Raw genomic sequence first — 15,860 nt, 5'->3', positions numbered from 1 at the left:
ATTCGTTATTTTTTTTCATTTACTTTAATATCGGTACCTAATCGCTGTAAATATGCAATAAGTGCGGTAATTTCACGTTCGCTCATTGGTACAAATTGATCGCCACTCGCAGCTGCTGCTTTTTTACTTTCGTTGTACGATTTCACAAAATCAGGATCATTCATTAAGTTTTTCTCGATTTTTTCAGCTTGCTTCTTCATATTTGTTTTAGCATTAGCAATTTCTTGATCGGTGTATGGCACACCTAATTTTTGCATAACGCGCATTTTAGTTTCAATTTCTGAAACATCCATTGCTTGGTTTTTAAACATCCATTTGTAAGCAGGCATTATAGAACCAGGCGATGTACTTTGTGGATCGTACATATGGTTAAAATGCCAGTTATCTGAATATTTTGCACCTAAACGGTGTAAGTCTGGACCTGTACGTTTAGAACCCCATAAGAATGGATAATCGTATACATATTCACCCGATTTTGAATATTCGCCGTAACGCTCTACTTCACTTCTAAACGGACGAACCATTTGCGAGTGACAGTTTACACAGCCTTCACGTATGTATAAATCGCGTCCTTCTAATTCTAACGGTGTATAAGGTTTAACACTTGAAATAGTTTGAATGTTAGAATCTACAACAATAGTAGGAACAATTTGAATGATACCACCAATTAAAATGGCTACTGTTGCTAAAACCGTTAATTGAATTGGTTTACGCTCTAACCAAGCATGGAAACGTTCTCCTTTGATGCGATTAGGTGCTATACGTGTTAATTCTGGTGCTTCTGCTAATTCGTCTTCAATTGCATCGGCTGCCGACATTGTTTTGTAAATGTTGTAAACCAAAACTAAAATACCAATTACATATAAGGTACCACCAATTGCACGCATTGCATACATTGGCATGATAGCCGTTACAGTTTCTAAAAAGTTACCGTATTTTAAAGTACCATCTGGGTTAAATTGTTTCCACATCATGTGTTGTTGAAAACCAGCAACGTATAATGGAATTGCATATAAAATAATACCTAATGTACCAATCCAAAAGTGAAAGTTTGCTAACTTTTTAGAATATAATTGCGTGTTAGCCATACGTGGCAACAACCAATAAATGATTGCAAAAGCCATAAATCCATTCCATGCCAACGCACCAACGTGTACGTGAGCAACAATCCAATCGGTATAGTGGGCAATGGCATTTACATTTTTAAGAGATAACGTTGGCCCTTCAAAAGTAGCCATACCATAACCTGTAACAGCAACTACAAAGAATTTTAATACAGGTTCGGTTCTTACTTTGTCCCAAGCGCCACGTAAAGTTAACAAACCATTAATCATACCACCCCAAGACGGAGCAATTAGCATTACAGAGAATACAACCCCTAAATTTTGTGCCCATTCTGGTAATGCTGTATATAATAAGTGGTGAGGACCTGCCCAAATGTATAAAAATATTAACGACCAAAAGTGTATAATTGATAAACGATAAGAGTAAACGGGACGGTTGGCAATTTTAGGTAAAAAATAATACATTAAACCTAAGAAAGGTGTTGTTAAGAAAAATGCAACTGCATTATGCCCATACCACCATTGCACCAAAGCATCTTGTACCCCTGCGTAAACAGAATACGATTTAAACAAGTTTACAGGCATTTCTAAATTATTAAAAATGTGTAAAACAGCTACCGTAACAAAAGTTGCTAAATAAAACCAAATAGCTACATATAAATGGCGCTCTCTACGGTTTAAAATGGTCATAATCATATTAATACCAAAAACCACCCAAATAAAGGCAATGGCAATATCAATAGGCCATTCCAATTCGGCATATTCTTTTGATGATGTAAAACCTAACGGTAAAGTAATTGCAGCGGCAACTATAATTAACTGCCACCCCCAAAAATTAATATTACTTAAAACATCGCTGTACATACGCGTTTTAAGCAAACGTTGCAATGAATAATATACCCCTGCAAAAATGGTATTTCCTACAAAGGCAAAAATAACTGCATTGGTATGTAATGGTCTAATTCTACCAAAACTTAACCACGGAATATTATCGGTAATATTCGGAAAAATAAACATTACTGCTAAAAGCAAACCCACTAAAGTACCTACAACTCCGAATAGAATTGCAGCATAGAGGAATTTTTTAACAATTTTGTTGTCATAATAAAACTGTTGTACTTCCATAAATACTAATTAATTTGATTGTTTTTGTTATTTTTTTCTTTTTTTGATCGAAGTTCGTCGTCAAACAACATCCTTACAGAAGGAGTATATTGATCATCGAACTGTCCACTTTTAACTGATTTAATGAAGAGAACCAGAAAAATGGCTGCAACAAATATGCTAATGCATATTAAAATGTAAATTACGCCCATACCTAAAATCTTTGTTCAAAGTTAATTTTATGTGTTGGTTTAAAATATGATAAATATCAGTTTAAGGGCTTTTAATCACTAGGTAAATGAACAATTTAAAACAAAACAGCATTTGAAAAAAAACAGTTCATAAAATTTAAACTTTTTAATATTTTAAGTAATTATTAACAATTAAACGCTTTATAAAATTAAACAAAAAACAACACGAAATAACTTTTATTTTTAACAAAAAAGCAAATAAAAATTAAAACAACTCAAAAAAAACTTTTACATAGCTAAAAATTCACATTTTATTAACTTTAAAAAAATTTAAGATTTGTTAAAAGTTGTGCAACTAACCTTTAATAGAAAAAAGTAAACTATTTTATAACTTTGAATATTTATATTTTTTATTTTATTTATAAATATCGCATGTCAAAATAAAAATCTTGAATTTGATTCTATTGAACATTTTTAAAAAGAAATTTCAGACGAAACCTTTAATAATTTAATTGAAACTGCTGAAATAAGAGATAAAAGTTATGCCCTCATTAAATTATTAAGTGAAAATTATATCACAGACATTAATAAAACGTATCAGGATATCGAAAAAAATTATCCTAAAAAGAAACATATTAATCCAGAATTATTTTTACAAGTAAAAAGGATTTATAAAAATAAAATTTCATTTGAAGATTCAAAATGTATTCCTATTTATAGAGATATTTTGATCTTCAAAAAAAATGATTCAATTGTGGCTATTTCCAAAATTTGTTTTGATTGTGAAATGCAATTTACCCTAAAATCAAATCTAGAAACTATAAAAATTGATAATAAAAACTTTTTAGAGTTAAAAAAAATAATTGAATAATGACAGCTTTTAATTAAAGTCTACGATATTACAATAAAGGGAAAAATTAATAGTTTCTCCTTTTTTTTATGTCTTTAAACTTCGTTTAAAAAAAAATTAATTCAGATAACATTGTTTTTAATAGATTAAGTTATTTGTAATTAAAAAAATTATATGTAAAAAAATCTAAAATAAACAACTTATATAGATTTTTATTCTAACAAAAACAACACAACAACCTGTTTAAAAGAAAAATATTCTTATAAATAACTTGCACACAGAAAATATTACATTACATTTGCAGTGTAATTTATATATTTATAATGACAACATCTAAAAACCTAATGGGATCAACAATGCGAATGATGCGTAAAGCATCAAGTTGACCTATACCTAATTATAAACCTTTTATAAAATCCTTCAGGTATAGCCATGAAGGATTTTTTTATGGAACAAACCATGAACAAAAAATTAATTCCTAAAAATTTTACCAATCACTTTTCTGATGCTAACTGCGAAATTAGTTTTCAGTGGATTTGTGATTATAACAAACCTAAACCAACAATCATTATTTTACATGCACTAACTGGAAACAGTACAGTTACCGGTGAAAACGGTTGGTGGAAAGAATTAGTGGGATCGTTAAAAGTTATTGATACCAATAAATACAACCTTTTATGTATTGATACTTTAGGAAACGGATTTGCAACAAATACCCACGAAAATATACATTCAATAAAAAAAGTAACAATTAAAGATATTGCTTTAATTAACTTATGGTTGTTGAATGAATTAGAATTAAAAAAAGATCTTTTAATAATTGGTGGCAGTTTAGGCGGCGTAATTGCTTGGGAAATGTGGAAAGAACAACCTAGCTTATTTGATGCTTTGTTTAGTATTGCTGCTTGTCCATTTAAAGATGATTGGATTAAAGCTGTTACGTATTTACAAAGTGCGCTTTTAGAGCAAAAAAAGGGATACGAACTTAGTAGAATGTGGTCGATGTTGTTCTACCGAAACGCTTTAGATATAAACAATAAATTTAAAGTAAATACTAATACTGTAGAACAGTGGCTACTTTACCATGGCAAAGCTTTAAAAAAACGTTTTCCTAAAAAATCATACAAAATAATGAACCACTTGTTAGGATCAATAGGAAAAACAACCAGTAAAAAGCATTATTTAAAAGCAGCGCAAAATACCCATACGCAATTTGTAATTATAAGCATCGTTTCCGATTGGTTGTTTCATCCTAATTATCAATTAGAATGGGCTAAATCACTTAAAAAAATCGGCAAAAATGTTTCATATCATTCATTAGATTCAACACACGGGCACGACGCTTTTTTAATAGAACAAGAAAAATTAAACAACATATTAACACCTTATTTATGAGCAAAGTATTAAAATTTGGAGGCAAATCATTAGCTAGTTTACATACTAACCAAAATATTATAAATATTATAATTAGCCATTTACAAAAATCATCATTAATTATAGTTGTTTCTGCAATTGGAAATACAACCGATTTGTTATTAGAAATGCTAAAAAAAGCAAAAGAAAACAAAACTTACACCAAAGATTTAAAAAAACTTAAAGCATTAAACTTTTACCCTGAAATTAATACCGATGAGCATTTTAAATTAATTGAAAACATTTTACATGGCGTTTCGTTAATTCAAGATTACAGCTTAAAAGTACAAGATTTATTGTTAGCCCAAGGCGAACTCATCAGCTCCAAAGTAATCACACAATTATTAATAAACAACAAATTAAAAGCCACTTACGTAGATAGTACGCAAATAATTAAAACCGATGCTAATTTTGGATCTGCTAACGTAAACGAAACGGTGACAGAAATAGCCACCACAAAATTATTTAACCAATTAACAACCAATGACTTAATTATTTTAGGTGGATTTGTTGGTAGTACTTTAGAAAACGACATTACAACATTGGGCAGAAATGGCAGCAATTTAACGGCGTCACTAATAGCAAACTTTATTCAAGCAGAAGAATTTTTAAATTTTACTCATGTTGATGGTATTTATACCGCAAACCCTGAATGGGTAGCATCGGCTAAACGAATTGAACAGCTTAACTACAGTGATGCAAATGAATTAGCAACTTTAGGTGCATCTATTTTACATGCAAAAACCATTGTTCCTTTAATTGAAAAGAAAATTCCTTTACGTATTTTAAATACTTTAAACCAACAAAGCACAGGAACGTTAATTTCTGATGAACCAACACCAATTGGAGTAAAATCGTTAACTGTACTTGAAAACGTGGCTTTAATTAATTTTCATGGCAAAGGTTTATTTGGTAAAGTAGGTGTTGATGCCCGAATTTTTAATGCATTAGCAAAAAGCAACATTAGTGTAAGCGTAATTGCACAAGGTTCGTCTGAACGTGGTCTAGGATTTGTTGTGAATAACGAAGAAGCCCTTTTAGCAAAAGAATTACTAGAACAAGAATTTCAGTATGACTTTTATACCAAAGATGTTGAAAACATTAGCATTAACAACAATATTGCTGTTGTTTCAATTATTGGTCAGGATTTAAAATCGTTTCACAAACCTTATAGTGCATTGGTAAAAAACGGCATTACTCCTATCTTATTTAACAATTCAGTTTCTGGCAAAAACATAAGCTTAGTAATAGAAAAACAACAATTTAAAAAAGCATTGCATGTAATTCATGGACAAATTTTTGGTGTAAATAAAACGGTAAACATAGCTGTAATTGGTAAAGGAACTGTTGGTAGCGTGTTAATTGATCAAATTATTGCATCAAAAGATCAAATTTCTAAACGTAAAAACATCGATTTAAACATTTTTGCAATTGCAGATTCAAAGTCTATTTACTTTAACTCAAATGGGTTCAACAAAAACTGGCAAGAACATTTTAAAAAAACACAACCTCATTCGCTTTCAACAATTATTAATTATGCAAAAGAACATCATTTAGAAAATTTAATTTTAATTGATAATACAGCTGCAGCATCACTTCCAAATTGTTACAATAATTTTATAAGTAATGGATTTGATATTGTTTCATCAAACAAAATTGCAAATACTTTATCATTTGATTTTTACAAAAATTTACGCGAAAATTTAAAAACAAATCAAAAACAATATTTATACGAAACCAATGTTGGTGCAGGTTTGCCTTTAATTGACAATATTAAATTATTGCATTTATCCGGCGAAAACATTACTAAAATAAAAGGTGTTTTTTCTGGAACTTTAAGTTACATTTTTAATCGATTTTCTGTTGAAGAAATTCCTTTTTCAGAAGTTTTAAAAGATGCTGTTAAAAATGGATATACCGAACCCGATCCACGTGATGATTTGTCGGGTACAGATGTTGCACGTAAATTATTAATTCTTGCTCGTGAATTAGATTTAGAAAATGAATTACACGATATAACAATTCAAAACTTAATTCCAAACGAATTTCAAACGCTATCAGTTTCAAATTTCTTAGAACAATTAAATGGTTTAGATGCCTTTTATAACAATCTTAAAAAACAACTGCAACCAAACGAAGTTTTGCGATACGTTGGTGAATTATCGGGCGATTTACAACAACAAAAAGGCTTATTAGAAACTAAACTAATTAAAGTTAATAAAAATTCGGCTCTTGGCCAATTATCGGGCTCAGATAGTATTTTTGAGATTTATACCGAATCTTACGGCGAAAAACCCATTATTATTCAAGGTGCAGGTGCGGGGGCACATGTCACAGCTCGCGGGGTTTTTGGAGATATTTTACGTTTAGCAGAAAAAAAATAATTATGAAAAAAGAAACATTAGCAATAAGACAACAAACAGAACGCACACATTATTTAGAACATAGTTCGCCTTTGTTTTTAACATCAAGCTTTGTTTTTGAAGACGCCGAAGATATGCGTGCTTCTTTTGCCGAAGAAAAAGACAGAAACATTTATTCACGCTTTAGCAACCCGAACGTAACAGAGTTTATTGAAAAAATGGTAATGCTAGAAAATGCCGAAGATGGTGTTGCTTTTGCAACCGGAATGGCTGCTGTTTACAATACATTAATACCTTTTTTAAACAGTGGCGATCATATTGTTTCGGCAAGTAGCCTTTTTGGTTCAACACACACTTTATTCACTAAATATCTACCAAAATGGAACATAGAAACAACATATTTCAACATTAATAAGGTTGAAACCATTGAATCTAAAATACAAACAAACACTAAAATTTTGTTTGTTGAAACACCTACAAACCCTGGTGTTGAATTAATTGATTTAGAATTTTTAGGCAATTTGGCTAAAAAGCACAACCTTTTATTAATTGTTGACAATACATTTGCTACCCCAATCATACAAAACCCTATTAATTTTGGCGCCCATTTGGTAATTCATTCGGCTACAAAATTAATCGACGGGCAAGGCAGAGCATTAGGTGGTATAACGGTTGGCTTAAAAAATTTAATACGCGAAATTTACCTTTTTTCGCGTAACACAGGGCCTTCCCTTGCACCTTTCAATGCCTGGATTTTTTCTAAAAGTTTAGAAACATTAGCTATTAGAGTAGAAAAACATTGCAAAAACGCGTTTAAAGTAGCTCAATTTTTAGAAAACCATCCGGCGGTATCCTTTGTGAAATATCCATTTTTACCATCACATCCGCAATATCAAATTGCAAAAAAACAAATGAAATTAGGTGGAAACATTATTGCTTTTGAGTTAAAAGGTGGTAAAGAAGCTGGTAAAAAGTTTATCAATTCAACAAAATTGTTTTCAATATCGGCAAACTTAGGCGATACGCGTACTATTGTTACCCATCCAGCTACCTCAACACACAGTAAGTTAAACGCTACCGAACTTGCCCAAGCTAATTTAACCGAAGGTTTAATACGTATTTCCGTTGGTTTAGAGCATATTGATGATATTATAACCGAACTAAATAATGCCTTTTTATAATGGAAACAATTTGTAATAAAAAATCTATTACCGAAATTATAAAACACAAAACTTTGGTTTTAGATGGCGCCATGGGTACCATGTTACAGGCATATCAGTTTACCGAAGATGACTTTCGTGGCAAGCAATTTCAAGATTTTAAACATCCGTTAAAAGGAAATAATGATTTACTTTCTATAACACAGCCCGAAGCAGTTAAAGAAGTTCACCGAAAATACCTACAAGCTGGTGCCGATATTATTGAAACCAATACCTTTTCATCTACAACAATAGGTATGGCCGATTATTATTTAGAAGATTATGTATATCAATTAAACTATCAGTCGGCTAAAATTGCACGAGAAGTTTGTGATGAATTTGATAAAATCACGCCCAACAAACCTCGGTTTGTTGCTGGATCAATTGGACCTACAAACCGCACAGCATCAATGAGTCCCGATGTAAACAATCCGGGATATCGCACTATTACATTTAAAGATTTACTTATAGCGTACAAACAACAAATTGAAGCATTGCTAGACGGTGGTTGTGATTTGCTTTTGGTTGAAACTATTTTTGATACCTTAAATGCAAAAGCTGCTTTGTTTGCAATTGAAGAAGTAAAAATCGAAAGAAATATCGATATTCCAATCATGGTTTCTGGAACAATTACCGATGCTTCAGGCAGAACGTTATCAGGACAAACAGTAGATGCTTTTTTAATTTCAATTTCGCATATTCCGTTGTTAAGTATCGGTTTTAACTGTGCTTTAGGTGCAGAGCAACTTAAACCTTATTTAAAACAGTTGGCACAGCACACATCTGTAAATATTTCGGCGCATCCAAATGCAGGTCTACCAAATGCCTTTGGCGAATACGACCAATCGCCAGACGAAATGCAACAATTTATTGCCGATTTTTTAAAGGAAGATTTGGTACAAATAATTGGCGGTTGTTGTGGCACTAATCCCGAACACATTCGTTTAATTGCCAATACCGTTACGCAGTACAATGCATTAAGAAACAATAGGGAAATTGATGAAATAAAACCGAAACCTATTTTAACGCTCTCTGGTTTAGAACCTCTTTTTGTAACAAAAGAATCAAATTTTATAAATATTGGCGAACGAACCAATGTTACAGGTTCTAAAAAATTTCTGAGATTAATAAACGAAGAAAACTACTCAGAAGCTTTAGATATTGCGCGTTTACAAGTTGAAAACGGCGCACAGATTATCGACATCAATATGGACGAAGGAATGTTAGATGGCAAAGAAGCAATGGTTAATTTTTTAAACTTAATTGCATCTGAACCAGACATTGCCCGAGTTCCTATAATGATAGATAGTTCTAAATGGGAAATTATAGAAGCTGGTTTACAAACCATTCAAGGCAAGGGAATTGTAAATTCTATTAGTTTAAAAGAAGGTGAAAAACTATTTATTCAGCAAGCTCAATTAATTAAGCGTTATGGCGCTGCAGTTGTTGTTATGGCGTTTGATGAAACGGGACAAGCAGACACCTATCAAAGACGAATTGATATTTGTAAACGATCGTATGACATTTTGGTTCACGAAGTTGGTTTTCCACCACAAGACATCATCTTCGATCCAAACATATTCCCAGTAGCCACAGGAATGGAAGAACACAATAATAATGCTGTTGATTTTTTTCGTGCAACAAAATGGATTCGTAAAAATCTACCATACACAAATGTTTCGGGCGGTGTAAGCAATGTTTCCTTTTCATTTCGCGGCAACAATAGTGTGCGCGAAGCGTTACATGCTGCATTTTTGTATCATGCAATTCAATACGGTATGAACATGGGAATTGTAAATCCTGAACTACTAGAAATATACGATGAAGTAACCCCCGAATTGCTTGTTTTTGTTGAAGATGTGTTGTTAAACCGTAGAAGCGATGCAACCGAAAGATTACTTGATTTTGCAGAACATTTAAAAGGTGAAACTAAAATTAAAGAAGAAAAAATTTTAGAATGGAGATCACAAAGTTTACAAAAACGTATCACACATGCTTTGGTTAAAGGTATAGAGGAATTTATTAACACCGATGTAGAAGAGGCAAGGCTAACTGTAGAAAGACCTATTCAAGTAATTGAACAATACTTAATGAATGGTATGAATGTAGTTGGCGATTTGTTTGGTTCGGGAAAAATGTTTTTGCCACAGGTAGTAAAATCGGCTCGGGTAATGAAAAAAGCAGTTGCTTATCTATTGCCTTTTATTGAAGAAGAAAAATTAAAGAATGGTGTAACAAAAAATTCATCGGCTGGTAAAGTACTAATGGCAACAGTTCGTGGCGATGTGCACGATATTGGCAAAAACATAGTTGCCGTAGTTTTAGCTTGTAATAATTTTGAAATTATTGATTTAGGTGTCATGGTTCCACCTGAAAAAATCATTGAAACAGCGATAAAAGAACAGGTAGATGTTATTGGTTTAAGCGGTTTAATTACTCCATCATTAGATGAAATGGTTCATTTAGCAAAAGAATTAGAAAAAAAACAAACCAACATTCCAATTATGATTGGCGGTGCAACAACATCACGTGCACACACTGCCGTAAAAATTGCACCCGAATATACACAAACAGTTGTACATGTAAACGATGCTTCGCGTGCTGTAACGGTAATTAACAATTTATTACAACCCGATAAAAACAAAATTTACAAACAAAACATTAGAGACGAATACGAAAAATTACGTTTTGATTTCTTAAATCGTGCTCATGAAAAAAAATACATTTCAATAACCGATGCCCGCAAAAACAAATTCAAAATAGATTGGAATTCTCAACAAATTGTCAAGCCTAATTTTCTTGGTAAAAAACAGGTGAACGTGGATTTATCAGAATTGGTACCGTATATAGATTGGACACCTTTTTTTAGATCGTGGCAGCTTTTTGGTAAATACCCCGATATTTTAAACGACAACATTGTGGGCGAACAAGCTACCATTTTATTTAACGATGCTCAAAAAATGTTAAACAAAGTGGTTTTAGAAAAATGGTTTAAAGCCAAAGGAATTATTGGAATTTACAAAGCCAACCAAATAAACGATGATGATATTGCTTTGATAAATAAAAAAAACGAAGTAATAGCAACGTTGTTAACATTGCGTCAGCAGGCTCAAAAATCGGGCAATGTACCAAATATTGCGTTAGCAGATTTTGTTGCTCCAAAATCAACGGGAATAAACGATTATGTTGGATTGTTTTGTGTAAGTACTGGTTTTGGAGTTGAAGAAAAAGCCAAAGAATATGAAACTGCACAAGACGATTATAACGCAATAATGGTTAAAGCATTGGGCGACAGATTTGCAGAAGCATTTGCTGAATATTTACATGAAAAAGTACGAAAAGAAATTTGGGGGTATGCTGTTACAGAACAATTAACCAATAACGATTTAATTAATGAATCGTACATAGGCATTCGTCCTGCTCCTGGTTATCCAGCGTGTCCTGATCATTTAGAAAAAAACACTATTTGGAACGTTTTAAATGTTGCTGAGGAAATTGGTGTAACACTAACCGAAAGTTTGGCAATGTGGCCAGCTTCATCGGTATCGGGATATTACTTTGCTAATAAAGAAGCTAAATATTTTGGTGTGGGTAAAATTAAAAACGATCAGGTGGAAGATTATGCTCAACGTAGAAGCATCAGTTTTAACGAAGCTGCCAAATGGCTTGGTCCAAATATTAATGAATAACGAATTTTAAGTATTAACAAAAATTTGCGTTAGGGATTAAAGTGAAAAGCTTTTTGTGAAGAATGAACAAAAACTAGTAGCACAAATGAGAAAAAGCAACTAAATGTTGTTTTACCGAAACTTGCGAACGAAGTTCTGCCCGACCCGAAAGGGTAACGCCTAAATAATTATAAAAAATGAAAGTTACCGAACATATACAAAATTCAAACGGAAAAGCTTTATTTTCGTTTGAAATTTTACCACCTTTAAAAGGTCAAAACATTCAGTGTATTTTTGATACAATTGATCCGTTAATGGAATTTAACCCCGCGTTTATTGATGTAACGTATCACCGCGAAGAACATACCTACAAAGATGTTGGAAACGGATTGCTTGAGAAAAAAATTGTTAAAAAACGCCCCGGAACGGTGGGTATTTGTGCTGCTATACAAAATAAATATAAGGTTGATGCAGTACCACATATTTTGTGTGGGGGATTTACTAAAGAAGATACCGAAAATTTTTTAATTGATTTAAATTTTTTAGGTATTGACAACGTAGTTGCTTTGCGTGGCGATGCTGTTAAGAGTGAAATTTACTTTAAACCTGAAAAAAACGGACATAAATATGCTTCGGAATTAGTTACACAAATATCCCAATTAAACAATGGTATTTATTTAGATGATGAACTTGAAAACACGCACAATACTAATTTTTGTATTGGGGTTGGGGCATACCCTGAAAAGCATATGGAAGCACCTAATTTTGATACAGATTTGCAGTTTTTAAAACAAAAAATTGAAAAAGGTGCAAATTACATAGTTACACAAATGTTTTTTGATAATACCAAGTTTTTTGATTTTGTTGCAAGTTGCAGAAAAGCTGGTATTAAAGTACCTATTATTCCTGGGTTAAAGCCATTAACAACAAAAAATCAATTAAACATAATTCCATATCGTTTTAAAGTAGATTTACCTGATGCGTTAGTTACCGAAGTTCAAAAAGCAAAAACAAACAACGCCGTTAAACAAATTGGTATAGAATGGTGTATACAACAAAGTAAAGAAATTATTGCAGCAGGTATACCATTTGTTCATTATTATTCAATGGGAAAATCGGATACAGTTAAAAATGTTGCAACCGCAGTTTTTTAATAATTTTGTACTTTAGCTTAAAATATTATATATGAAAAGTCCGGTTGAACGCGTACATAACATGAAATTTGCAGGGGTTTACCCACATTATGTTACAAAAGCAGAACGCAAAGGAAAAACGAAAGAAGAAGTTGACGAAATTATTTTTTGGCTTACAGGGTACAACGCTCAAGCGTTAGAAATGATTTTAAATAATGAAACTACTTTTGCCGATTTTTTTAACAATGCACCTGAATTAAATGCCAATGCTCACAAAATTACAGGTGTAATTTGCGGTGATAGAATTGAAAATATTGAAGATGATATTTTTAAAAAAGTACGTTATTTAGACAAATTAATTGATGAATTAGCAAAAGGCAGAAGTATGGATAAAATTTTGCGCAAATAATTAAACTGCTCCTTATTTTTGCTTGTAATGATAAAAAATACCCTTATCCCATAGGGTAAAAAATGCTGCTTTTAAACCAGCTGCTTTTAAGCCATTATTTGCCCAAGTATTACAGGTGTAAAACAAATTATAACGACCTTTTGCTTCGTAAAAAACATCGTTAGGGCCGTAGTTTTGATCGGTATTTATAAGCTGTAGTTTATCTTGATTTTTATCAAATCTATTTAAAATAAATGTACAAAGTTGTTTATACTGTTGTTCATTTAGTTTAATCTCTATGCAATCATCCGAGACTTTAACCGTATCGTAATACGTTACATGCATGGCCGATTCACTTAACCAAAAAGCTGCTTTAAACGCAACACTTGGCTTTAAATCACTCCATTCGGGTGTTTGTAAATAAAAACCTTTATCGCCCCAACCAAAACTAACCCATTGTGCAGTGTTGCGTTTGTTTGGGGTAAGTGTTGGGTTTAAATACGTACGCCAATCATACGTTTCATTAAAAAAAGGAAGTACCAAATCGGTATGTACACCGTTTGTTTTTATATAAATAGATAAATTTTGGTTTGCATTTTTTGCTTGGTTTTTATTTGTTGCTATATATGATGCCGCTGTAGCAAAAACCAAATAAATTATAAAGAAACCTAATACATATGCTAAATACGTCACAATTTTTTTAAATGTTTTCAATTGTAATTCATTTTTTTTGAATTACAAGATACAAATATTTTATTTACACACAGCTTTTTTAGATATCATTTATATAATCTTGTTTTATTTTAACAAACGATTTGTTGGTAGTGATTAATTGCGTTATAAAATAATCTTTTAAAAAATTAAAATCAGAAAACTGTAAGTGTTTTGCCCAAGCATCGCTTTCGTTAAGCTCGTTAATTTTTTTTAAAACTTTAGCTGATTCTGTTGCCGATCTAAATACTACATTTGTGTTATTTGCATTACTTTTATGATTAAACGTATATTTATCTTGGGCTACTTTTTCAATAAAATACAGTTTTTCATCTTCGTTATTAGCAAAAAAATTATCCCAGCTACAAAACCCCCAATAGTATGTTTGTTGTTTGTAATCTAATTCATCAAGTCGCCAACGGCAATTACCTACTCTACCCCAATGGTTCGAAAATCTAAAAACACCCTCGTTTGTAAAAAAATAGCTACTACTGTGTTTGCTTTTATAATGCGGTTTGGTGTAGTTATTTGGCTGATGTACCTTTGTAAAAACGGCAAATGTATTTTTAAAAAAGTTGAAACGATTGTACATAAAAATAGGATGTTATGATGTGTTTTAAATAAAAAAGCCGAATTAAAAATTCGGCTTACAAAATTTTATACATTAAAACGGAAATGCATGATATCGCCGTCTTTAACAATATATTCTTTACCTTCTACACGTAATTTACCTGCTTCTTTAACTTTAGCTTCAGATCCGTAATTTACATAATCATCATAAGCAATAACTTCGGCACGTATAAACCCTTTTTCAAAATCGGTATGAATTACACCAGCTGCTTTTGGAGCAGAATCGCCAATTTTAATGGTCCAAGCTCGTACTTCTTTCACACCTGCTGTAAAATACGTTTGTAAATTCAATAATTTATACGCTGCACGAATTAATACCGCCGAACCTGGTTCAGTTAATCCCATATCTTCTAAGAAAACTTGACGCTCTTCGTAACTTTCTAATTCGGTAATATCAGCTTCAGCACCAACCGAAAGAACAATCACTTCGGCGTTTTCATCTTTTACCAATTCTTTTACTTTTTCAACGTATTCATTACCGTTTACTGCAGCTTCTTCATTTACATTACACACGTACAACACTGGTTTTGATGTAATTAACTGAAAATCTTGCATTAAACTTTCTTCGTCTTGATTTTGAGGAACAACCGTTCTTGCCGATTTTGCTTGCAATAAAGCTTCGCGAATACGTTCTAGTAAAGCACTTTCAACTTGTGCATCTTTATTACCCGTTTTAGCCGCTTTTTTAGTTTTTTCTAAGCGTTTTTCAACCGTTTCTAAATCTTTTAATTGCAATTCTATATCAATGGTTTCTTTATCGCGTATTGGATCAACACTACCATCAACATGCACAATATTATCGTTATCAAAACAACGTAACACGTGAATAATAGCGTTACATTCGCGAATATTTCCTAAAAACTGGTTACCTAAACCTTCGCCTTTACTAGCACCTTTTACCAAACCTGCAATATCAACAATATCAACAGTGGCCATTTGCACACGTTCTGGCTTTACTAATTCTTCTAATTTATTAATTCTAGGATCTGGTACGTTTACAACCCCAATATTTGGTTCAATGGTACAAAACGGAAAATTTGCACTTTGTGCTTTTGCGTTTGACAAACAGTTAAACAAAGTTGATTTTCCTACGTTTGGTAATCCTACAATACCTGCTTTCATATAATTGTGCTATTTTATATCGAT

11 protein-coding genes are annotated in these 15,860 nt (G+C 32.0%); 6 read left to right on the top strand and 5 right to left on the bottom strand.

Going from position 1 to position 15,860, the window contains the following annotated elements:
* Positions 1-5 precede the first annotated feature (5 nt).
* Together ccoN and ccoS are read right to left on the bottom strand one after the other, a co-directional pair.
* Positions 6-2,189: a cytochrome-c oxidase, cbb3-type subunit I gene (ccoN, locus tag P3875_RS00805; protein ID WP_303444367.1), complete on the bottom strand. Its 2,184-nt coding sequence runs from the start codon at positions 2,187-2,189 to the stop codon at positions 6-8.
* 5 nt (positions 2,190-2,194) lie between these two features.
* Positions 2,195-2,380 (bottom strand): cbb3-type cytochrome oxidase assembly protein CcoS, encoded by a 186-nt coding sequence (gene ccoS, locus P3875_RS00800; protein WP_303444366.1) that lies wholly within the window; start codon positions 2,378-2,380, stop codon positions 2,195-2,197.
* A 1,261-nt stretch (positions 2,381-3,641) separates the two neighbouring features.
* Between ccoS and P3875_RS00795 the strand changes: the two genes are divergently transcribed.
* The 6 genes from P3875_RS00795 (at position 3,642) to P3875_RS00770 (ending at position 13,394) form a co-directional block, all read left to right on the top strand.
* Positions 3,642-4,604, top strand: coding sequence for an alpha/beta fold hydrolase (locus P3875_RS00795; protein WP_303444365.1), 963 nt, complete (start codon positions 3,642-3,644; stop codon positions 4,602-4,604).
* A complete protein-coding gene (thrA, locus tag P3875_RS00790; protein ID WP_303444364.1) occupies positions 4,601-7,006 on the top strand; it encodes a bifunctional aspartate kinase/homoserine dehydrogenase I in 2,406 nt (801 codons plus the stop codon). The genes P3875_RS00795 and thrA overlap by 4 nt, the downstream gene beginning before the upstream one ends.
* Before the next feature lie 2 nt (positions 7,007-7,008).
* Complete coding sequence (locus P3875_RS00785; protein ID WP_303444363.1) at positions 7,009-8,166, top strand: trans-sulfuration enzyme family protein; 1,158 nt, start codon at positions 7,009-7,011, stop codon at positions 8,164-8,166.
* Positions 8,166-11,873: a methionine synthase gene (gene metH, locus P3875_RS00780; protein WP_317622827.1), complete on the top strand. Its 3,708-nt coding sequence runs from the start codon at positions 8,166-8,168 to the stop codon at positions 11,871-11,873. The genes P3875_RS00785 and metH overlap by 1 nt, the downstream gene beginning before the upstream one ends.
* A gap of 176 nt (positions 11,874-12,049) precedes the next feature.
* Complete coding sequence (gene metF / locus P3875_RS00775) at positions 12,050-13,006, top strand: methylenetetrahydrofolate reductase [NAD(P)H] (protein ID WP_303444362.1); 957 nt, start codon at positions 12,050-12,052, stop codon at positions 13,004-13,006.
* A gap of 31 nt (positions 13,007-13,037) precedes the next feature.
* Positions 13,038-13,394 (top strand): DUF2200 domain-containing protein, encoded by a 357-nt coding sequence (locus P3875_RS00770; RefSeq protein WP_303444361.1) that lies wholly within the window; start codon positions 13,038-13,040, stop codon positions 13,392-13,394.
* 12 nt (positions 13,395-13,406) lie between these two features.
* Here P3875_RS00770 and P3875_RS00765 read toward each other — a convergent pair whose 3' ends face one another.
* The 3 genes from P3875_RS00765 to ychF all read right to left on the bottom strand — a co-directional run bounded on the left by P3875_RS00765 (position 13,407) and on the right by ychF (position 15,836).
* Entirely contained in the window at positions 13,407-14,087 is a 681-nt protein-coding gene (locus P3875_RS00765) for a TIGR02117 family protein (RefSeq protein ID WP_303444360.1), read from the bottom strand.
* Between the two features lie 58 nt (positions 14,088-14,145).
* A complete protein-coding gene (locus tag P3875_RS00760) occupies positions 14,146-14,676 on the bottom strand; it encodes a hypothetical protein (RefSeq protein WP_303444359.1) in 531 nt (176 codons plus the stop codon).
* 65 nt (positions 14,677-14,741) lie between these two features.
* On the bottom strand, positions 14,742-15,836 hold the full coding sequence (gene ychF / locus P3875_RS00755) for a redox-regulated ATPase YchF (RefSeq protein WP_303444358.1): 1,095 nt from the start codon (positions 15,834-15,836) through the stop codon (positions 14,742-14,744).
* Positions 15,837-15,860: the final 24 nt, after the last annotated feature.

The sequence above is a fragment of the Myroides sp. JBRI-B21084 genome, from assembly GCF_030545015.1.
Lineage (GTDB): Bacteria > Bacteroidota > Bacteroidia > Flavobacteriales > Flavobacteriaceae > Flavobacterium.
This window is presented reverse-complemented; position numbering and strand designations above follow the sequence as displayed.